20 protein-coding genes and 1 riboswitch are annotated in these 21,111 nt (G+C 39.3%); of the genes, 8 read left to right on the top strand and 12 right to left on the bottom strand.

The genetic code is table 11. The features are described 5' to 3' along the window. Position 1 precedes the first annotated feature (1 nt). Entirely contained in the window at positions 2 to 919 is a 918-nt protein-coding gene (locus tag A7967_RS00360) for an ExeA family protein (RefSeq protein WP_054204309.1), read from the bottom strand. Positions 920 to 1,047: 128 nt separating this feature from the next. Here A7967_RS00360 and A7967_RS00355 point away from each other — a divergent pair, with 128 nt between their 5' ends. After that, positions 1,048 to 2,157: a tRNA nucleotidyltransferase/poly(A) polymerase-related protein gene (locus A7967_RS00355; RefSeq protein ID WP_054204310.1), complete on the top strand. Its 1,110-nt coding sequence runs from the start codon at positions 1,048 to 1,050 to the stop codon at positions 2,155 to 2,157. Between the two features lie 6 nt (positions 2,158 to 2,163). On the opposite strand, the gene A7967_RS00350 is transcribed toward A7967_RS00355, so the two are convergent. The 4 genes from A7967_RS00350 to A7967_RS00335 form a co-directional block, all read right to left on the bottom strand. Continuing rightward, positions 2,164 to 2,673 (bottom strand): Lcl C-terminal domain-containing protein, encoded by a 510-nt coding sequence (locus tag A7967_RS00350; protein ID WP_054204311.1) that lies wholly within the window; start codon positions 2,671 to 2,673, stop codon positions 2,164 to 2,166. Next, positions 2,670 to 4,340, bottom strand: a complete 1,671-nt coding sequence (locus A7967_RS00345; RefSeq protein WP_064435232.1) for an Lcl C-terminal domain-containing protein — start codon at positions 4,338 to 4,340, stop codon at positions 2,670 to 2,672. Before A7967_RS00345 ends, A7967_RS00350 begins: the two co-directional genes overlap by 4 nt. A 96-nt stretch (positions 4,341 to 4,436) precedes the next feature. Then, complete coding sequence (locus A7967_RS00340; protein ID WP_054204313.1) at positions 4,437 to 4,769, bottom strand: hypothetical protein; 333 nt, start codon at positions 4,767 to 4,769, stop codon at positions 4,437 to 4,439. 12 nt (positions 4,770 to 4,781) lie between these two features. Continuing rightward, complete coding sequence (locus A7967_RS00335) at positions 4,782 to 5,513, bottom strand: DUF2982 domain-containing protein (protein ID WP_054455147.1); 732 nt, start codon at positions 5,511 to 5,513, stop codon at positions 4,782 to 4,784. A gap of 244 nt (positions 5,514 to 5,757) precedes the next feature. On the opposite strand from A7967_RS00335, the gene A7967_RS00330 reads away from it, so the two are divergent. From A7967_RS00330 to msrA, 3 genes are all read left to right on the top strand, one after another. Continuing rightward, a complete protein-coding gene (locus tag A7967_RS00330; RefSeq protein WP_054204315.1) occupies positions 5,758 to 6,810 on the top strand; it encodes an efflux RND transporter periplasmic adaptor subunit in 1,053 nt (350 codons plus the stop codon). Positions 6,811 to 6,813: 3 nt separating this feature from the next. Then, positions 6,814 to 9,912, top strand: a complete 3,099-nt coding sequence (locus A7967_RS00325) for an efflux RND transporter permease subunit (RefSeq protein ID WP_054204316.1) — start codon at positions 6,814 to 6,816, stop codon at positions 9,910 to 9,912. A gap of 135 nt (positions 9,913 to 10,047) precedes the next feature. Beyond that, the gene (gene msrA / locus A7967_RS00320; RefSeq protein ID WP_054204317.1) at positions 10,048 to 10,584 is read left to right on the top strand and encodes a peptide-methionine (S)-S-oxide reductase MsrA; all 537 of its coding nucleotides are present in this window, start codon (positions 10,048 to 10,050) and stop codon (positions 10,582 to 10,584) included. A 73-nt stretch (positions 10,585 to 10,657) separates the two neighbouring features. Here the strand turns inward: msrA and A7967_RS00315 are convergent, their stop codons facing one another. Next, the gene (locus A7967_RS00315) at positions 10,658 to 12,493 is read right to left on the bottom strand and encodes a TonB-dependent receptor domain-containing protein (protein ID WP_054204318.1); all 1,836 of its coding nucleotides are present in this window, start codon (positions 12,491 to 12,493) and stop codon (positions 10,658 to 10,660) included. A gap of 34 nt (positions 12,494 to 12,527) precedes the next feature. Further along, a riboswitch (cobalamin riboswitch) is annotated at positions 12,528 to 12,709 on the bottom strand. A gap of 258 nt (positions 12,710 to 12,967) precedes the next feature. Here A7967_RS00315 and A7967_RS00310 point away from each other — a divergent pair. Next, positions 12,968 to 14,518, top strand: coding sequence for a tryptophan halogenase family protein (locus tag A7967_RS00310; protein WP_231658995.1), 1,551 nt, complete (start codon positions 12,968 to 12,970; stop codon positions 14,516 to 14,518). A gap of 81 nt (positions 14,519 to 14,599) precedes the next feature. Here the strand turns inward: A7967_RS00310 and A7967_RS00305 are convergent, their stop codons facing one another. Further along, on the bottom strand, positions 14,600 to 15,082 hold the full coding sequence (locus A7967_RS00305; protein WP_054204320.1) for a YajQ family cyclic di-GMP-binding protein: 483 nt from the start codon (positions 15,080 to 15,082) through the stop codon (positions 14,600 to 14,602). A 161-nt stretch (positions 15,083 to 15,243) separates the two neighbouring features. Between A7967_RS00305 and A7967_RS00300 the strand changes: the two genes are divergently transcribed. Both A7967_RS00300 and A7967_RS00295 read left to right on the top strand, forming a co-directional pair. Then, a complete protein-coding gene (locus tag A7967_RS00300; protein WP_054204321.1) occupies positions 15,244 to 15,594 on the top strand; it encodes a VanZ family protein in 351 nt (116 codons plus the stop codon). After that, on the top strand, positions 15,587 to 16,495 hold the full coding sequence (locus tag A7967_RS00295; RefSeq protein WP_054204322.1) for a ketopantoate reductase family protein: 909 nt from the start codon (positions 15,587 to 15,589) through the stop codon (positions 16,493 to 16,495). The genes A7967_RS00300 and A7967_RS00295 overlap by 8 nt, the downstream gene beginning before the upstream one ends. 30 nt (positions 16,496 to 16,525) lie before the next feature. Here A7967_RS00295 and thiI read toward each other — a convergent pair whose 3' ends face one another. Together thiI and A7967_RS00285 are read right to left on the bottom strand one after the other, a co-directional pair. Next, positions 16,526 to 17,983, bottom strand: a complete 1,458-nt coding sequence (gene thiI, locus A7967_RS00290; protein ID WP_054204323.1) for a tRNA uracil 4-sulfurtransferase ThiI — start codon at positions 17,981 to 17,983, stop codon at positions 16,526 to 16,528. A 105-nt stretch (positions 17,984 to 18,088) separates the two neighbouring features. After that, positions 18,089 to 18,739 carry a TetR/AcrR family transcriptional regulator gene (locus A7967_RS00285; protein WP_054204324.1) on the bottom strand — a complete coding sequence of 217 codons (651 nt, stop codon included), beginning with the start codon at positions 18,737 to 18,739 and terminating at the stop codon, positions 18,089 to 18,091. A 250-nt stretch (positions 18,740 to 18,989) separates the two neighbouring features. Here A7967_RS00285 and coaD point away from each other — a divergent pair, with 250 nt between their 5' ends. Then, positions 18,990 to 19,472: a pantetheine-phosphate adenylyltransferase gene (gene coaD / locus A7967_RS00280; RefSeq protein WP_054204325.1), complete on the top strand. Its 483-nt coding sequence runs from the start codon at positions 18,990 to 18,992 to the stop codon at positions 19,470 to 19,472. Positions 19,473 to 19,586: 114 nt separating this feature from the next. Here coaD and A7967_RS00275 read toward each other — a convergent pair whose 3' ends face one another. The 3 genes from A7967_RS00275 to A7967_RS00265 all read right to left on the bottom strand — a co-directional run bounded on the left by A7967_RS00275 (position 19,587) and on the right by A7967_RS00265 (position 20,936). Further along, positions 19,587 to 20,072 carry a hypothetical protein gene (locus A7967_RS00275; protein WP_054204326.1) on the bottom strand — a complete coding sequence of 162 codons (486 nt, stop codon included), beginning with the start codon at positions 20,070 to 20,072 and terminating at the stop codon, positions 19,587 to 19,589. Positions 20,073 to 20,154: 82 nt separating this feature from the next. Further along, a complete protein-coding gene (locus tag A7967_RS00270; RefSeq protein ID WP_054204327.1) occupies positions 20,155 to 20,685 on the bottom strand; it encodes a hypothetical protein in 531 nt (176 codons plus the stop codon). Between the two features lie 35 nt (positions 20,686 to 20,720). Beyond that, entirely contained in the window at positions 20,721 to 20,936 is a 216-nt protein-coding gene (locus A7967_RS00265; RefSeq protein ID WP_054204328.1) for a hypothetical protein, read from the bottom strand. Positions 20,937 to 21,111 lie beyond the last annotated feature (175 nt).

The raw sequence follows: 21,111 nt of genomic DNA, 5'->3' as shown, positions 1-21,111 counted from the left end.
ACTAAAAAATAAACGACAAGCCAATACCCATACTAAGCACGACTAAAAAAGCCACAGGGAAAAGCCAATGGTAAGATGTTTTATCAGTCTTTAGTTCACTGCTTAACGTTGTTGGCGGCAAAGCCTCTTGTGCTGAACGCATCACGATATCGCTATCTATCATCATGAGTTGCTTAGAAAATGCGCCTACTAAACATCGCTCACACAATAAGTTAACTAACCGTGGAACGCCCATGGTCAGCAAGTATAATGCCTTTAATGCATCTTGAGTGAAAATTGTACGATCACAACCTGCAACGTAAAGTCGGTGTTTTACATAGGCAAATGTTTGCCCTTGCGTTAATGGCAGTAAATGATAGCGAGCCGTGATCCGCTGTGCCAATTGACGCAACTCATTACGTTTAAGTAAATCGTTTAATTCAGGCTGACCAATTAATACTATTTGTAATAATTTTTTATGGTTCGTTTCTATATTCGTTAACAAACGTAGCTGTTCTAATACATCGGGCGATAGCAGCTGTGCCTCATCAATGATTAAAATTGTATGGCCACCACTAGCATGATTTGCTTCTAAGTGTTTTTTAATTGCATCTGTTAACGTTTTTAGAGTCGCATTTTGCTCATCATAACCAATACTAAATCCATCACAAATACTGGCTAATAACTCTAATTCAGAAAGTGCGGGATTATAAATTAATGCCACTTGGGTATTTTCAGGCAACTGATCTTGCAAGCTTCGCGTTAGCGTAGTTTTACCCGTACCCACTTCGCCAGTTAATAAAACGAACCCTCCCGCTTCGCCTAACCCATAGGTCAAATGCGCTAAAGCTTCTTTATGGCGTTCACTTAAAAATAAGTACTGTGGATTCGGCGCGATTGAAAACGGTTTTTCTGACAAGCCAAAATAGCTTAAATACACCCTAAATATCCTTGCTTAGTAAATCAGCGTCTATAATGGCAAAAAAATGCGCTAAGTGAAAACCTTGTTAGCATTTTATTCGTGAAATAACGTAAAATAACCTGCACAGTTAATACTTAGGGTGAAATATGCAAGTTTATTTGGTCGGTGGAGCAGTTCGTGATGAACTATTAGGGCGGGTCATCAAGGAACGTGACTATGTAATCGTCGGTGCAACTTCGGAGCAACTACTCAAGCAAGGCTATCAACAGGTCGGTAAAGATTTTCCTGTTTTTTTGCACCCACAAACCAAAGACGAATACGCGCTCGCCCGCACAGAGCGTAAACAAGGAAAAGGGTACACAGGTTTTGTATGTGAGTTTTCTCCCGATGTAACCCTTGAAGATGACTTGCGCCGTAGAGATTTAACTGTAAATGCAATTGCAAAAGCTGAAGATGGTAGCTTAATAGACCCTTATCACGGAAAACGAGATTTAGATGCTCGTATTTTACGTCATGTTTCACAAGCATTTAGTGAAGATCCGCTACGTATACTTCGCATCGCTCGCTTTGCTGCGCGTTATCACTACCTTGGTTTTACAATTGCAAAAGAGACACAAAGCTTATTAAAGGCAATGGTCGAACGCGGTGAATTAAATACTCTAACACCTGAACGCATTTGGCTAGAATGCGAAAAGTCATTGACCGATGGTGCTTTTGATCATTTTTTAAATACGCTGGCACATCTCAACGCGCTTAGTGTGATTAGCCCCGCTTTAGCAAATATATGGAATGATCAGCTATTCCAAAAGCTGCAAGCACGCTTTGAGTATGCTAAAAAATATAATATTACCGACAATGCGCTGCTATTTAGCCAAATCACGAGCAAACTCAATAGCAATGAAATAAGCGCAATCGCTAAAGCAATTAGGTTACCTAATGATGTGCGTGATCTTGCCCTGCATGCCTCGCAGCATCAAGATGTTTTAACAAGCGCTACAATACACCCTGAACAGCTTTTATTTAGCTGTAATAAGCTTGATTTATGGCGACGTCCTGAACGCTTTAGTGCCGTACTTAAGGCCATAGAGATAGCTAATTGTTCAGTAATTAAAAATCAGCAATTACTGCTTCAAGCCAGCAAAGAAGCAAGAGCAATCAACCCAAAGCAATTTATTGACCAAGGCATTAAAGGCGCAGATATAAAAACCGCGCTAGAACATGCGCGGTTAGAAGTATTTAAACGTTACTTTCGTTAAAGATATTTATTTTTCATAACGAACAAAGCGCAAATAAACATTAGAAGTTTTTGCATGTAGGCTGTTAAGCCCTTTATCAAATTGATACACCCATGCAAATGTTTTATCAGCTATCCCCGACGTATTAGTCCAGTAGTTTTCACTTTTATTGCCTTTGAAAACGCTCTCATTAATACTAGGGGTAACGCAGCGGTGCTCTAATATACTAGCGAGTTCTTTAATACTTGGTACTTGCCAATCGCTATAATTACCGGTGCGATCATTTACAGCTCCCCGTAATGCTTCTTGCCAAGTAATTTTTAGTGCATTATTCTCACATAAACCACTATCACTATTATAAGTTTGTCCATAACTACAGCTTTGCCACATTAATCCTGTAACGCTGTCACTTATCGTACCATCCGTATTAACTGTAAAACGCTCTGTGGGTGTTGTTTCTGGGATACCATCATAACAAGATTGCGCAACGGCCATTACAGGGCTCAAGAGTAAAAGACTGATTAAGGCTATTTTCATTGTGATTCTCCTGCTGTTCTTACTAAGCGGACAAATGCAGTATTATTTTTTGGATACGCCAAGTCATTACCATCATTCATATCAATAATATAAGCCTGCGATAAACTGGTGCCATCAGCAGCTGTTTGCGCACTCCAATAGCGTAAATGAGTGAGTAAACTGACACTTGGTGTATTAGGGAAAAAATCACTATCAATAAGCACAGATTGCCCCTGTTTTGAGTAATCTAACAAACTCAATAACTCCGGGTAAGTTGGTACACGCCAGTTTGTTCCGCCACAGTAATCTAGGCTATTAACAGCATCAACATAAGCTTGTAGGCCACAATGAGATATTGTTGAACACGTATCTGAAGAGCCCGCCACACTACCCTGCTGTATGCCATTACTGCTTGTTAAATACCAGGTGTAGTGATTTTGCCCTTCTCGAAGTTGTGTACTATTTGGCAGTGTGCCTGTGTTAGGGCTTTTCACTTCCCAAATTAAGCCACTAACATTATCGCGAATACAGCTAAAGTCCGCTGCATCGTCAGCAATTTCATCGGCGAATTCATTGAGTTTGGTGAAATCAAATGCCAGCTCGCCTTTGCCAACTTTATCTATATGCGTACCCACAACACTATCGCGTCCTAACGCGGCGTCTTGGCGTGGAAAGTCAGGACTAGTACACGCTATTTCTTGGGTATTATTAAAGCATTTTGCCATACCAGTATCATTGATCAAACCCAGTGGTTTTGAGTTCACAACAACATCAACGGTATCACTATCCGAACGTCCTTGACTGTCTGTAACCGTCACTTCAAATGTCATGGTATTAACTGCATCGGTTGTCGGGGCTATAAACGAAGTTATACATTGATCTTGGTTATCTAATGAAACGCTTCCAACGGTTTGCTCCCACTGACAATTAAATGTTGTGGTCACTACTTCGCTATTCGTTGCATTTAACGTTACTTTTTCAAGCTCAATAACACTTTGATCTTCACCCGCTTTAGCTATCACCACATTATTTGTTTTATTAAGTATATGAGTATGCTGCGTACTTGCCTCACCGCCTTCATCATCAACAACGGTCAACTGCCATATTACCGTGGTGTTTTTATCCAACAACGGATGAGTAAAGCTAATAGTTTGGCTTTTATAATCACTGATTTCGAGTGTTGGACCTGCAATTTTTTGCCAGTTGTAGCTACTAATACTGCCATTTTCATCTGGATCGATTGATGTAGCTGCACTTAAAGTAATTGTATCTTGATAAACTGACGGCAGTATTGTGGGTGCAGTTTGGGTTACGACTGCTTGAGGAAGTTGGTTATTCGACTGAATACTAATCAGCACATCATCGCTGACTAACTTACCATCTGGACTTTGATAGTTAACACGCAGCACAAGCTCACTGTCGGCTTTAATGTCAGGTGCAAGTACGGTTTGAGAAGCGCCTTCTAAAGGAAAACCTTCAACTATTGGACCACTCACTCTTTGCCACGTGTATGTACCGTCAACAGGAGAGCCTTTCGCTTCGATTGTAAATTCGCTTTTTTCGATAATTTGTTGATCAACACCTGCATTCACTGATGCAGCAATAACGGGGTTATCATTACCTCCACCGCCTCCACCACACGCTGTCAATAAACCTAAAAGTGAACAAACCATTAAAGGGGATTTCATACACTGCGTCCTCATCTTAACCAAATAAATTCCGTAGTATTAAAATCTACGCTAATTTATATATTAAGCAACTACAGTGCCAGTAAGAAGTAAATACTATAAATAACTATCTTGATGAATACGAACAAACAGTTTAGTACCGATTTTACTATAATCTACTTTGTATTCACGCCCATCCAATGCCTGAATGAACAATAAACGTTTTTCTTCACCAAACACATCAGCACTGCCAATATAAACCATATCTAAGTAACGCTCTTTTGCCTCACGGCGATTTTTTGGCAGATCTTCTTTAAATGGCTCTAAACCGTTTTGAGTAACTTTTATTTTAGGGTGAGTTTCAGAGTTCACGATAACTAAATCGAGTTTTTTCTCTTTGTGGATTATTGTATTTCGGCCACTTTTAATAAAAGATCTATCTTGACTCATCGCTTCATCCTACTAACATCTATTTTGGCTTTTCGCCTTTAATTGGGACTCAATAAATACCCTAGGGTTTCTTTTCCAGGTATTTAAACTTTGGCAGAAATCCCAGATATTTCTGTCTAATACACTCGCGGGCAACAATAAATCATACCCTGTAAGTTGCTGTAAATGTCGCATTCTATTTGCGAACATTGCGATTAATCCATTAAAGTTGCGACCATTGGTAGAGGTATAAAAATTATCTTCACTTAACCATTCTGATGGGCAATTGCCATTTTTGCAATGTTTTTGGACTGCCTGCATAAAAAGATGGCGCTGCTCAATTAATAATTTACCAGCAATTCTTGGAGATAGCTGCAATAAAAATTCATCTGTATCGTTAAGTTTAATACCTACAGCATTTAACTCAAGTTTTTCCAATGTTTGGTCGGTTTTAGGTATACCCGCATGATTAAAATTAGCATGCGTTAAAGCCCAATACCCGTATTTATGTTCATACCTAAGATACTGTTCTGCCATTATTAAACTATAAAAAGGTTCTTGGGTTTTCAAAAAACCAACAAACACAGCGGCAATCGACATACTTATTAAAAATATTTCAACAATACTAATCTCACCTGGGCGCAGTAAGTTAAAAAGCATAATAAATATGACACCAAAAGCACCAACCAGCAAAATTTCTATGCCATGACAAGCACCTTGAGCCCGTAGCTTTAAAATCCCAGGGTCAGACTTAAGCTTAACCATAACGATAAAAAACCATGTAAAAAACAAACATAATAATTGCCCAAAGTACTATTTTTCGCATTTTCAAGCAACGACGACAGGTAGTAGAAAACTTCATAACACTCTCTTTTAAAATAAAAAACAGGTACAAATAGGTAATTAATTTTATTTTTACGCCTAATGCACAAATTTACGAGATACGTGACAGCTCTTTGTCGCCGTTATTTCGTACACTACATACAATTAATTTTTTGGTATTACTAAGATGTACTCAAAGCAATCAGGCAAGGCGCTATTTCCATTTATTATTACCCTACTTATTGGGTTATCGGTTTATCTTTATTTACCCAGCAGCCAAGGTAAGCAATCTGGGTTTACAAGCTCGGCAACACAAGTAACGGCTCACGCAGTCGCAAGTGAAGAAAATGCGATTCTTATTGAGGCTATCGGCAGTGCACGCGCTAATCAAGCAATTTATATAAAAAGCGCACAAAATGATTACATTACTCACATCTACTTTAAAGATGGTGATCTAGTTAATAAAGGCCAAAAGCTCGCTCAGTTACAATCACAACAAGAAGAGCTAACGGTTAAAGAGCTAGCTATTAATCTACGAGAAGAAAAGCGCCAACTCCAACGTTTAACGGAACTTTCCCGCTCACAAGCTACGGCAAAATCACTGTTAGAAGAACAGTTATCACGCGTTGATGCTACCGAAGCGAAATTAGATAATGCCAAAACAAAATTAGCAGAAATGACAATTACAGCCCCGTTTGCTGGTGTGTTAGGTAAACGTCAAATATCTGTCGGTGCATACGTTAATAACAGTACCGCCATCACCACCTTAGATGATATCAGCATCATTAAAGTTGATTTCAAAGTACCAGAAAAATACTTAGCTCAATTACAGCTTGGTATGAAAGTTATGACACAGAATGACGCTTACCCAGGCACAACCTTTACAGGAAAAGTAACGCATGTAAGCTCTCGTATCGATGCCGTAACTCGCAGTGTTGAAGTAACAGCCAGTTTTGCCAATAACAATACTTTATTACGCCCTGGTATGCTGCTTAATACCGCACTAGAGCTTAGTTCAAATCAAGCAATAATGGTGCCCGAAAAAGCGATTATTCCGCAACAAGACAAACATTATGTTTTTCAGATAACGGATGGTGTCGCAACTAAAGTTGAGGTGCATGTAACAGGTCGTCATAACGGCTGGGTTGCAATTGATGAAGGAATTAGTGCAGGCCAGCTTGTTGTGACTGAAGGAATTATTAAAATTCGTTCAGGCAGTAAAGTTACAGTGAAGGGGTGATCTGTGAAAATTACTGATACAAGTGTTAAACGCCCTGTCTTCGCGATTGTTATCAACTTATTGTTACTCACATTTGGTTTAGTGGCATTTTCGATGCTGCCACTGCGTGAATACCCTGATATTGAATCACCTATTGTTAGCGTAAGCACACAATATTCTGGTGCATCGGCTGAGATCATCGAGACCAAAATAACACAAGTACTTGAAAATCGTATTTCAGGTATTGAAGGCATTAAAAGTATTAACTCTTCAAGTCGTAATGGGCGCTCAAATATTACTATTGAGTTTAATATTGACCGCGATATTGATGCCGCATCAAACGACGTACGTGAGCGAGTAGCACGTGCACTTGATAGTCTTCCAGAGCAAGTGCGCCCACCTGAAGTGTCTAAATCTAACAGTGATGAAAGCCCTATTGCTTGGTTTGTACTTAATAGTACCACTATGGATTCATTGCAGCTTTCTGACTACGCCCAGCGCTTTATTGTTGACCGTTTAGCCGTCGTTGATGGCGTGTCTAATGTACGTGTTGGCGGCGAGCGTAAATATGCGATGAAGGTATGGCTTAATCGTCAAGCCATGGCAGCACGTGGTATTACCAGCGTTGATATTGAAAATACGCTACGTACTGAAAATGTTGAATTGCCTGCGGGTGAAATTGAATCCATTGACCGTGACTTTACTGTGCGAACGGCTCGCAGCTATAAAGATCAGCGCGACTTTCAAAACCTTGTCATAAAACGCGGTGAGGACGGTTACCTTGTGCGTTTAGGTGAAGTCGCTGATGTGCACCTAGAAGCTGCTGACGATGAAAGTTTATTTCGCGGTAATGGCCGCAACATGATTGGTCTTGGTATTGTAAAACAAGCTAAAGCAAATACACTGACCGTTGTTGATAATGCCCGTGCCGAACTTGAAAAAATCAAACGCAACCTCCCTGAAGGTACAACAATTGAAGACAGTTACGACTCATCTATTTTCATCAATGAATCGATTAACGAAGTATACAGTACGCTCGCTATTTCAATGGGCTTAGTCGTATTAGTGATCTACATCTTTTTAGGTAATATTCGTGCAACACTTATTCCTGCCGTAACAGTACCGGTGGCATTAGTGGGTAGTTTTATGTTTTTACTGGCGATGGGCTACTCTATCAACTTATTAACTCTACTCGCATTAGTGCTGGCCATTGGCTTGGTGGTTGATGATGCGATTGTGATGCTTGAAAATATTCACCGCCGTATCGAGCTAGGTGAACCACCGTTATTAGCCTCCTATCGTGGCGCGCGTGAAGTTGGCTTTGCCATAATCGCAACCACATTAGTGCTTATATCGGTATTTGTGCCACTGGTGTTTATGGATGGCCGTATTGGCGCGCTGTTTACTGAATTTGCTATGGCTGTCAGTGCTGCGGTATTTTTCTCTAGCGTAACAGCCTTAACACTCTCCCCTGCATTATGCTCTAAAATATTAAAGCACTCCGAAAAACAAAGTAAATTTAGCCAAGGAATGGATCGCCTATTTAGCAAAATAGAACGCAGCTATCAAAACGCTTTACGCTCTAATATGACTCGCTCTGGCGGGTTAGCATTAACTTTATTACTTGCCGGTTTTGTTAGTTATTCATTATTCCAACAGATCCCATCTGAGCTAACACCAAAAGAAGATCGCGGAACTTTCTTTATCATGATGAGTGGTCCTGAAGGCGCAAGCTACGAAAATAATGCCGCCAACATGGCAAAAATTGAAGAGCGCTTAATGCCTTACTCAGAGTCAGGCGAATTAAGTCGTGTGCTTGTCCGTGTTCCTGGTTGGGGTGGTAGTGGCGGTGTTGCCATCATCGGCATGGCTGACTGGGATGAACGAAAACGCTCAACGTGGGAAGTCATGGATGAGATAAGCGGTAAAATGCGCGAGGTCACTGACGTGCGCGCTTTTGCAATTATGCGCCGCGGTATTGGCGGAGGTGGCTCATCACGCCCTATTGAGTTTGTACTCCAAGGCAATGATTATGATCAACTGGCCGATTGGCGTGATCGCATTATTAAACGCGCTGAGGAAAACCCAGGCTTAGTAAGAATCGATCATGATTACAAAGAAACATTCCCACAATTTTTAGTTAGCATTGATAAAAATAAAGCGGCTGATTTAGGTGTGTCGGTCTCTGATGTGGGCCGTACGCTTGAGACTATGTTGGGGCAGCGTCGCGTAACCACGTTTATTGACCGTGGTGAAGAATACGATGTGATTTTAAAAGGAACTAAAGCAGACTTTAAAGATCCTACCGACATAGCCAATATTTACTTAAAATCACGCAGTGGTGAACTGGTCCCGCTTGATAGCTTAATAAGCCTTAAAGAAGAAGCCACCGCGTCGCGTTTAAATCGCTTTAATCGTATGCGTGCCATCACGCTCAGTGCCAACCTCGCGGATGGCTATACACTAGAAGAAGCACTTAACTTTCTAAACAAAGTGGCGATGGAAGAAAATGACATTGATGGTGCCGTTGATTACAAAGGCGAGTCGCAGCTTTATTACGAAGGCGCATCAGCAATGACCTATGTTTTCATTCTAGCGCTGACTGTAACCTTCTTGGTATTAGCAGCTCAGTTTGAAAGTTTTATGCATCCTTTTGTTATTATGCTAACCGTACCTTTAGGATTAATGGGCGCGATGTTTGGTTTATGGGCAACAGGGCTTACTTTAAATATTTACAGCCAAATAGGCATTGTAATGTTGATTGGCCTCAGTGCTAAAAATGGTATTTTGATTGTTGAGTTTACGAACCAGCTACGTGACAAAGGCGTAGAATTTAGTGAAGCAATTATACAAGCTGCCAGCCAACGTTTACGCCCTATAATTATGACCTCACTAACGACCGTTATGAGTGCCGTACCACTAGTGCTTGCATCAGGCCCCGGCGCAGAAAGTCGTATGGTTATTGGTGTTGTTGTATTTACGGGAGTTATAGTCGCGACAATACTCACGCTATTCGTCGTTCCTGCGGCCTATTATGCACTGGCTCGTAACACGCAATCACCAGAGTTTTTACAACAAAAAATCAATCAACAAGCCGCTGAAAAGCCTCTTAAAGAGCTTTAATATTAAAATAGCGTTGCGTCTGCTAGTCGCAACGCTATTTTTGCGTCACAGATTCGATGAAATAAAAGCCCAGCTTACTCGTTCTTCTGATACGCTAGATAACCTGCGTCAGTTAATAATTTTGAGGAGCAAATAATGAGTACAACAAATCAAACCGCAACATTTGGTGGTGGCTGTTTTTGGTGTATCGATGCTGCATTTAGACGAGTTCAAGGCGTTTTAAATGTAAGCTCAGGCTACACGGGGGGCGATACGACGGATCCTAGCTACAAACAAATATGCACGGGATTGAGCGGTCATGCTGAAGTCGTACAGATTGAATTTGATAGCACTGTAGTAAGCTTTGAAACCTTATTAGCAATGTTTTTTACGTTACATGATGCAACTCAACTAAACCGCCAAGGTAACGATATAGGCACGCAGTACCGCAGTGTTGTGTATTATCATGATAATGAGCAGCAAGCGCAGACAAATGCATACATTGCAAAATTGCAAAGCCAAATACGTGAGGACATAGTGACAGAAGTAAGCCCTGCTGTTACTTATTATCCCGCAGAGCAGTATCACCAAGATTACTACAGCGAAAATCCAGAGCAACGCTATTGCAGCTTGCTTATTGCACCTAAACTGAAAAAGTTTGAGCAAGACTATAAAAAATACCTAGTTAGTTAACCGCATTTTTATACACAAAAAAAAGCCCGACACAGTAACGTATCGGGCTTGTATATTTATGCTTCAAACTTGATTAAAACTGGTAACTTGCACCAATAAAAAACCGACGATCTGCAGTGTTATAGTAAAATACCTCGCCAGTTGTGTAATTTTTGCTTGAATCAACAGCGTCATATTCTCTATCAAATATATTTTCAACACGCAAAGAAAAAGACAGTGATTCGTTTAACTGATAATTTGCAGTTAAATCCCAAAGAGTATAAGAACTTAGCATAGTCACTTTACCCTCACGCTCGCTGCGATATTGCATGTTAAAACCAGCATCAAAATCGCCCCACTGCTTAGCAACAGACCAATTAATAGTTCGTGGTGACACATATGTTTGTGCCACACCTGTTGCGGTATTTTCAGCATTTAAATAAGTGAAATTAAATTGATTATCGAAACCAAAAACCTGATTCTTAAAACTGAACTCTACACCTTCATGGCGAGCTTCATTTATATTTGCTGGTTGCCATTTTCCGTCCGCATTTGGCGCCCAAGCAATCAAATTTTCAATATCATTTCTAAAAATAGAAATGTCTACAGCGGCTTGAGTAAAATCAATAGTTAACCCAAGCTCCTGATTAACTGATGTCTCAGGTACCAAATTTGGATTACCCGAGAATGGATAGTATAAATCGTTAAATGTTGGCGCTTTAAAGCCCGTACTTTGGCTAACTCTAAACGTTGCATTTTTGTGAAAACGATAACCAACAGCAGCTGTATAAGTTGTTTCATCACCAAAGTATTGGTCGTTATCGTAACGAATAGCTAAATTTGCAAGTAATTTTTCAGCATCGTAATAACCGCCAATAAAGCCAGCAAATACTTCACGGTTCTTCTTACTATATTCGCCAGTAGTACCTGAGATATCATCTTTATACCAATTTAAGCCACCGCTAATATTAAATTCACTATTAACTGAATACAAACCATTATAATCGACTTGTTTACGCTGTGTTTCAAATATATCCACTACCGTTGTATTGGTATGATCAATTCGAGAGTTATCTGATCCATCGTTTGAAAAAGCAATATCAATTGAGTGGGTTTGATTCTCAAACGCCTTATCCCAACCTAAACCAATCTGATAGTTTTCAAAATCATTATTCTCTACTGTACTGTCCGCAGGTGAAAAAGCACTGTCATACTGCGCATAACCTTCACTATACTGACCACGAGCTTTAAGCCGACCTAGCTGCTCATTAGTATAATTAACGTTAAAACCAATATTTTTATTTTCATAGCCATCTTCATCAAGTGCAACTCCCTGCAAAACATCAAAACCATCCGTTTTCTCAAAGCCAGCATTAAAAGATGCAGTCAAAGCGTCAATAACGGTAGTACCTGCAACTTGATAATTTTGATAAGCATCTGAGCCAAATGTAGCATCAAGGGTAACTAATTGTGCTTTACGCGTAATAATATTAATAACACCAGCCAACGCATCCGAACCATATACAGCAGCACGCGAGCCTTTGACTATTTCAATGCGCTCTATTGAATTAAGAGGGATATTACTAATCGATTTATACCCTAAGGTGGCAGAGCCACTGCGAATACCATCAACTAAAATTAGCGTATGGCGAGAACTTGAACCACGCAGTGATACACCTGAGTTTTGCCCAAAGCCGCCATTTGAGTTGATTTGAAAGCCAGCTTTCGTTTTAAGTAGGCTTGGTAGATCACGTACATTAGCTTGCTCTATATCACTTCGTTCGATAACAGTTACACTGGCTAGTACATCAGTGATTGATTGCTCAAATTTATTCGCTGTAACGGTAATGCGTTCGATTGATTGTTCTGCTGAGGCAGAAAAAGATAATGCAGCAGCAATTGCTACACCTAAAGTAGATTTGATTAACATGACATCCCCTGACCTGCGCCCGCCGCACAAGTTATTTTAAGTTTACTTCAAGGCCGGTCTCCGGACTCTGTGCTGTGCACATTACCGTTGCGGGGGCAGTGTTGGGGTTGTGATCATCATGAACACGCACCAACTTCCCGATTATCTTGCTGTTAGTTTCAATTCTTTGAAATATCTACTGAGAGGGTAAGCAAGCACCTTGAAAATAGGCCGCTATTGTGATTATTTTAGAGATGAAAGTCAATGGACGTCTATATAGCTAAACTGGCTTTATCAAGGTCTACATGTACAACTTACAGCCAAAGACTGAGAAAGCCTGAAAAATTTCATCCTACCTATTGGGTATTAAAAAAGGTAAATTAATCAAGTAACCTCATTCAAAGCTGATAATTTTATTTATCGTTGTGATAGTACATATCCAAAAATAACTAAGCCATTGTTTAAGTTGAGTAATTAAAGTTGGAGTAAATAAAAGTGGAACAAATTAAACAAGTTATCATTGTTGGCGGCGGCACTGCAGGTTGGCTAACTGCTAATCACCTCGCTAAAACGCTTAACTGCACCAACCCATTAAGCGTACAAATTACACTTATTGAGTCAAAAAATATTCCAACCATTGGTGTAGGTGAAGGAACAGTGCCTGTTATGTGCCAAACATTAGCGCATTTTGGCATCAGCGAAACAGATTTTATCCGTCAATGTGATGCGACCTTCAAACACAGCATTAAGTTTATTGATTGGCTAGATAACCCTACCGATAACAAAAAAGAAAATTACTTTCACCATTTATTCAACTACCCAAATATTGAAGAGCTCGATCTGACTCCGTATTGGCTGCTTAATAAAAATAACACCAGCTATGCCAATAGCGTATCAACTCAAGGCTATATGTGTGATCAAGGGCTTGGTCCTAAAAATATGACTCATCGTGAATTTGAAGGGATGGCAAGTTATGCGTATCACCTTGATGCGGCTAAGTTTTCAGCGCTACTCACTGACAACGCTGTCAACAAGCTAGGCGTTAAACATATTCTAACCGATGTATTAGATGCAAAACTCAATGTTGCAGGTGATATTGAAAGTTTACAAACAAAGTGTGCTGGCACGGTCTCTGGCGATATTTTTATTGATTGCACAGGCTTTGCCGCTAAATTGCTTGGCGATAAACTTAAAGTCCCTTTTATTGACCAGAGCCATATTTTATTTGCCGATACAGCCCTTGCAATTCAAGTACCTTATCAAAATCCAGATGATCCTATTAACCCCTACACTAACGCCACGGCAAAAGAGGCTGGATGGATTTGGGATATTGGCTTATCTAGCCGCCGCGGTATTGGCCATGTTTATTCAAGCAATCACACCAGTGATGACCAAGCAGAGCAAACATTACGTGACTATATCGGCCCACAGGCAGATGATTTAACCGCCCGTAAAATTGCCATGCAAGTAGGCTATCGTAAAACTCCATGGAAAAATAATTGTATCGCCATTGGTTTATCACAAGGTTTTGTTGAGCCATTAGAAGCAACAGGGTTATTAGTGTTTGATATTACGGCGCGGATGCTGGCGCAGAATTTCCCAGCAACGCGAAAAGCAATTCCCGCGATAAGCGAGCGCTTTAATGACAATATTACTGGGCTTTGGCAAAAAGTAATTGATTTTATTAAGCTGCATTATTGTATTTCACGTCGTGACGACAGCCAGTTTTGGCTAGATAACCGAGCATCAAGCTCAATTAGCGATTCGCTGCAAAGTAATTTAGCCTTATGGCGTGACACTGTGCCAAACAAATATAACTTCACCAGCGCATTAGAAGGCTTTAACTTAGAAAATTACTTGTATGTGTTGTACGGTATGGAGTTTCCCACCAACTTACAACCCATAGCCACACGTTTTGAAGCGCACCAACAGGCGGCATTCACCATGGAGCAAATAGCGCAAGCCGCTAATTACTGTCAGCAACAGCTTATCCCGCACAGAGAGTTAATTGAAAAAATAAAGCGCTATGGTTTAACAAAGATATAGCTAAACCGTAAGCCAAACTAAAAGCCAAACAACATCAATGTTATTTGGCTTTTTAAATACGCCCTAGCATCTCACTAGCTTTTAATCGCGAAAGTTTTTAAACTGGAACGGTTGACCAAGATCGGCAGCACGAACTACTTGCATTGCTTCTTGTAGGTCATCACGCTTTTTACCCGTAACGCGTACTTCTTCACCTTGAATAGCAGCTTGTACTTTTACTTTTGAGTCTTTAATCGCTTTGACTACTTTTTTAGCCATATCTTTTTCAATGCCTTGCTTAAGCGCAACATTACGAAATACATTTTTACCCGCACGGCTAATATCTTGTAGCTCTAGGCTTGAAACGTCCATGCCACGCTTTGAAATTTTATTAGCTAAAATATCAAACAACTGCATTACTTGTGAGTCGGCTTCAGCTTTTAGTTTGATTGTTTTATCATTAAGCTCAATAGACGCATCTACGCCTCTAAAGTCAAAGCGTGTTTCTAATTCGCGGTTAGCGTTATCAACGGCGTTTTTTGCTTCGTTCATTTCTACTTCAGAAACGATATCAAATGAAGGCATGTGTCTCTCCTAACAAAATGTTTTTAATTTAAATTTGGATTTGACGACAATTATACCGTCTATTTCATAAATCTTTACATTTTTCTGCGCTTTGTTCAGGTGCGATACTAAATATGTTTGATATACTGCGGCTCTATTTTTAAGCTATTTTAGGATTAACTGTGACTCGGCGTGTATACCAAGCCCTATTTTTAATCAGTATAGTGGCCTTTACATTTTTATTTGCTAAAGAAGTTAAAGGTGCTGCTAATCTATTTCCACATGTTGATAAAGTGGCTCATTTTGGCATTTTTTTCATACTCGCAGTTGTCATGGATAAAGCTTTTAAAATTCCTTTGCTCTTACAAATATTTTTACTTGCTGGGTATGGCGCAGCTATTGAAGTTATGCAAGGAATGCTACCTTATCGCCAAGCTTCAGTTGCCGACTTTATTGCCGACTTTGCAGGCGCAGCAAGTTATTTTACGATTAAATTGATATTTCACATTGGTAAAAAACCCAACCATGGCTAATATCGTAATTATCGGTGATGGCGCTATAGGGCTGTTATATAGCCACTTTTTAAGTGCAAATAATCAGATCACATTAATAACGAGAAGTGGGGATTGCAAAAGCAATTACTACTACCAATATAATGAGCAGCAACAGGTAATTTCGGCAACGGTATTAAATACAACACAGTTAAATCGATTAAAAACCAAGGCGCTCGACACGGTTATATTTGCAGTAAAAGCATACCAAGTAAATGACGCTTTCTCACTTGTAAAACCCTACTTAAGCGATAACTGCAATATTGTGTTATCACATAATGGGCTCAGTGATTTAGACCCTTTATTGTGCCAATTACAAAGCCAACAAGGCTTATACTTTTTAACCACGCGTTTGGCGGGCTTTAAAGTAACGCCAATAAAGGTTGCGCACACGGGTTACGGGGAGAGTATTTTAGGCAGCTGTAATGCAATTGCAGTAACACGCTATAAAGCGGTATTATCACAATTAAATAATTTACCTAATATTCGTTTTAGTGAGCATATCAACCAACTTCGTTGGCAAAAGTTATTAATAAATATTGCCATCAATCCGCTTTCCGCACTTTATAACGTAAAAAATGGTGCCCTTAGAGCCCCCATATTTAGCCGTAAAATCTTAAATACAGTAAATGAAGCATGTCACGTTGCCAAAAAAATGGGCGTTAATGTAACTCTTGCTGACGTGCTTGCAACGGCTTATCAAGTGATGAGTGATACACAAAATAACTTTTCATCAATGCAGCAGGATGTTGCCCATAGTCGAGTAACAGAAATCGATGCTATGTGTGGCTATATTTGCCAGCAGGCTAAAATACTCGATATAAACACCCCACATAATCAATCTCTTCTTGATGCCATCAGGCATAAAAAAAGCGCGATTTAAATCACGCCTTTTCAATCAGATAGGCCTTACTTAAGGGCGATATACTTTTACATTGGCAAAACCATTATCATGTAAAATAAGTGCCTGTAGTTGGCTCATTACGCCCTTCGCACAATATAAGTAATAGTCTTTATCTTGCGGTAAATCGCCAAACTTTGTTGCTAAGCGAAAGAAGGGTAAATGCACTACTTCAATCCCATCAATTTCAAGTGGTTTAGCGTCTTCTTCTTCCGGAGAACGAATATCAACAACCACTGCATCGCTAGGTAAGTCAGAAACTGACTCAGCCTCTTTAAGCTCTTGCTTGGCTTCAAGGTCAATATCACGCACATCCATAACACGTGCATTTTCAATAACAGTATTAAGTACATCAAAGTCAAACTTTTGCTCTTCTGCTTTTACAACCTCAATTTTTGCTTTAACTGTTGGTTTTTTAGAGATAACCCCACAATATTCAGGCATGGTCTCTGCCATCTCGGCAGTACCAATTTTACGGGCAATATCGATAATCTCTTGTTTATCATGCTGAATTAACGGGCGTAAAATAAGTGTTTCTGTAACACGATCAATGACACTGAGGTTTGCCAGTGTTTGGCTTGAAACCTGACCTAAACTTTCACCAGTAACAAGTGCTTGTATACCTAGTTTTTCAGCAATTTGGCTACCCGCACGCATCATCATACGTTTGAGGATTACGCCCATTTGACTGTTTTCAACATTTTCTAATATTTCAGCGACAACTGGCTCAAAATCGACACTAATAAATTTAACTTTATGCGTTGAGCTAAACTGCTTCCAGATATAATAGCTTGCTTGCTTAACACCAATTTCGTGTGCTGCGCCGCCTAGATTAAAGAACAAAAAGTGAGTACGAGCCCCCTTACGGATCATTTGATAACTTGCAACACCTGAGTCAAAACCACCTGACATAAGTGACAATACATCTTCCTGAGTTGGTAGTGGGAAACCTGACATACCATAATGAGTTTGCGTTACTATATATGCTTTATCATCTTTTATTTCTAGGCGTATTGTTACTTCTGGATTTTTAAGCCTTACACTCGCCCCTTCAACATGCTGATTTAAGCCACCACCAACATAACGTTCAACATCTGTTGATGTAAAGTCATGCTTGCCCTGACGCTTACAGCGTACGCAGAATGCTTTATTAACAACAGTGTGGCCAATCAGATCGAGTGCTTTCTCATAAATGTCGTGAAGGTTTTCGTAGTTTGTCTCAGTTACTTCAATAAATTGCACAATACCAGGGATGCGCTGCAGACCATCAATAAAATCAATGCGCATTTGTGCGTCATCAGACTTAGTGACAACTGATATATTGTCCCAGTTGTTCTGAACTTGTACTTTTTCGTCAAGCTTACGTAATACAATTTTAATGTTGTTCTCTAACAACTTTGTAAAACGTTTACGCACGGAGCGGCTTTTAATGGCTATTTCAGGATGGAGTTTGACGATAAATTTAAGCATAGTTCACTCGTTAGACAATTTTAAGAATTCACGCACCCACGTGTTGGGCGCGCGATTATAGCAAAAAATATAACGTCTAGGAAATAAACAAACCTCAAATCCCCATCAGGCAGGTTCGGCCTCTTGCGCTAATTCACTATACTTTTCACGTAACAAGTTAATTTTTGGGATACTTTGCTCAGTCCCATATGCTTTAACGAGCAATAATATTTTTAAAATTCCATTATAAATATCTTGCTGCATAAGCTCACCACTTAAACGACGAGCTTTGATGTAGGGCGTCCAAAAGCTCACCGTAATCTTCAACATATGAGCAAGCTCAACCGCATCTTCGTCATCAATTGTAATAACCCCGCCTTCACGCAGGCCTATTATAATTTCTCTAACTTGACCAAGCAAAGCGGCTTGAAAATCAATGTAATCTTTTTTCAACACTTCATCTCGAGATAAAATATCCCCTAAATTGTCATAGAAAAAATGAAAACGCCACATCAATTCAAATAATGCATCCAAATAGCCAGACAAATGCGAAAGTGCTTCATCGCCTTTGACTATAGGAAGAAACTGGGTATGTAAATGCTCACTGTAAAGTGAAAAAATATGACGAATAATGTCCTCTTTATTCTTAAAGTGATAATAAAGGTTCCCAGGGCTTATCCCCATGTGAGAAGAGATATGGTTGGTAGTAATCGCACGTTCCCCGTGCTCATTAAATAGCTTAATGCTAGTCTGAATTATTTTATCCTTGGTACTCATATCCTGCTACTCTAGGTTGTTTTTAAAGCAAATGCTCAAAGTTTACTCAAATATAATTAGCCGCGCAGTATAAACAATAAATAAACAATTAAATACCATCATGAAAATTTCTAACCCATAATTCGTATTGTTTACGTCATATTGAAATAAACTAATTTACATACGTGTCACTTATCCCTCAATTGGAAAGGCTGATTTGGATTACAAACGCTGTTAATATAGCCGCAAACATAACATTAAGCCGATACTTATGAAAGTCACTGCAATTTACCCAGGAACCTTTGATCCATTAACGAATGGGCACACAGATTTAATTCAACGGGCAGCTAAGATGTTTGATACTGTCATTGTTGCCATTGCTCATAACCCCAGTAAAAAACCATGTTTTAGCTTAGATGAGCGGGTAGCCCTAGCAAATAGTTTATTAACTCATATTGATAATGTAAGCGTGATTGGTTTCTCAGGATTACTTGCTGATCTTGCCCGTGATCATAATGCCAATGTATTGATCCGAGGGATTCGGGCGGTGTCTGATTTTGATTATGAGTTTCAGCTCGCCAATATGAATAGGCGATTAAACCCCGATTTAGAAAGTGTATTTCTCACACCCGCTGAGAAAAATTCATTTATCTCTTCAACCTTAGTTAAAGAAGTAGCGCGTCACAAAGGAGATGTAAGCGAGTTTGTAAGTCCTTTAGTAGTCAAGGCATTACAAGATAAGCTACATGGCTAAAACAGCCTTTGAACAATAATGAGTTTCCGCAGCCATCTTTGGGCCAAGGAAGCTCAGCAGTTTATTTTTAAAAAGTAAATAATGATGAGCTTGTGGCAACATAGCCATGGGCTATTAAATGCAGCGCGATTGGGAGAGTGTTTTGTTCTTTAAAATCCATTTATAACACTTAGCAAAACCAAGAAAGTCCTTATTCAGCACAAGAGCAATAATCATCATGATGTCGGATAAGTTAACTCCAATACTATAGATGTGCCAAAACCACCATGCTCCAATATATTTACCATACTGTAGATCAACATACATACCGAGAAAAAGAAAAATATTAACGCTAAAACCAATAATGATGTAAATTTTAGCTGGTAGGTTTTCGACTGTTTTTTTTGCAGAAATAAAGGCAATAAATAGTAGCGTTACAACATCGTAAGCTGCCCATATAGCATAAATAGTGGTGGAGTTTAAAATATCATAGCCAATGCTTTGGTGTAGTAATGGATCGCCGACTAAATAGGATAAGAAAATAGTAAACGCAACCCACATTGCTGTACTGTCACTTCCTGGTGAGGCTGATTTCTGTACGAGATTGTACAGAAAAGCCATCAGAAAGCCCCATACGATTAATGAGGATAGATATAAATTAAAAGGTTCTTGAAATAACGCCACAATTTTTTAATTAGTTACGTTAACAATTTTTTAGGCTATTAATTTGTTTTTTATTATTTTTTTTTGTAAAAAGCTTTCCAATATGTAACCAATCTTTTCCGAAGATAAGTGTGACAACCATAAAGAAATCAACAGTATTAATTCCTACTGAAAAGAAGCTCCAAAACCACCAATATTCAGTACGCCCGTAAACAACAATATCTACATGCAAAATTAAATACAACAATGTATTAAGAGTAAGTCCTACAACTATGTAATATAAGGAAGCGGAAAATCGTAACTTTAAGAGTTTATGTGATGCTAATACTATTAATATTGTTGCAATATCGTAATAGGCCCAAATTGAATATATGGATGTCCCTGCATTTAAATCAACTATCTCATAACTCAGTCCATATGAAGATAACATTAATAAAGAAACAACGAGAGGCGAACTACTTCGGTCTTCAACAGCAAACTTTAAAAATAAATTATACAAGCATGCCATTAATAATCCCCAAATGATAATAGTATCAAAGTGGATCCCTAAAGACGTTAAATCAAAATACATACACCATCTCGTTTTTGCTAAACCTTAGCTATCGGTTATGAAGGTCGACGGCGGTCCGGTTCAATAGTAATACCACCACCACCACGCTGAATCTCAGCTTCACCACCTGCCGCTAATAAGGCTTCATTAGATATAGACACTGTATCAGATTGTAGGGTTTTATTGCTAGCGCTTTGTTCTAAAGCGGGCTTTGATTGTTGCATAGAGCTGTATGCTTGCATTTGTAATTGGCTATTACCTGTAACTTGCATGAGACTATTCCTTTCATTTAATGTTAATAGTGACCTAAGCAGTTTTAAGTCGCTGTTGATAACGCTCTGTTAAATTTTTGGCGTTTTTGTAAAGATGAATCAATTTTTATTCATCTCATGTACCTAATAGCAATTTACGATCCAACTTTTTATAAAATTGATCTTTTTTGATCTA

Origin of the sequence: Pseudoalteromonas neustonica, from assembly GCF_001653135.1 — a bacterium.
In the GTDB taxonomy this organism is placed as follows: Bacteria; Pseudomonadota; Gammaproteobacteria; order Enterobacterales; family Alteromonadaceae; genus Pseudoalteromonas; species Pseudoalteromonas neustonica.
The sequence above is the reverse complement of the archived record's forward strand: the minus strand, read 5'-3'. Positions and strand labels throughout refer to the sequence as shown.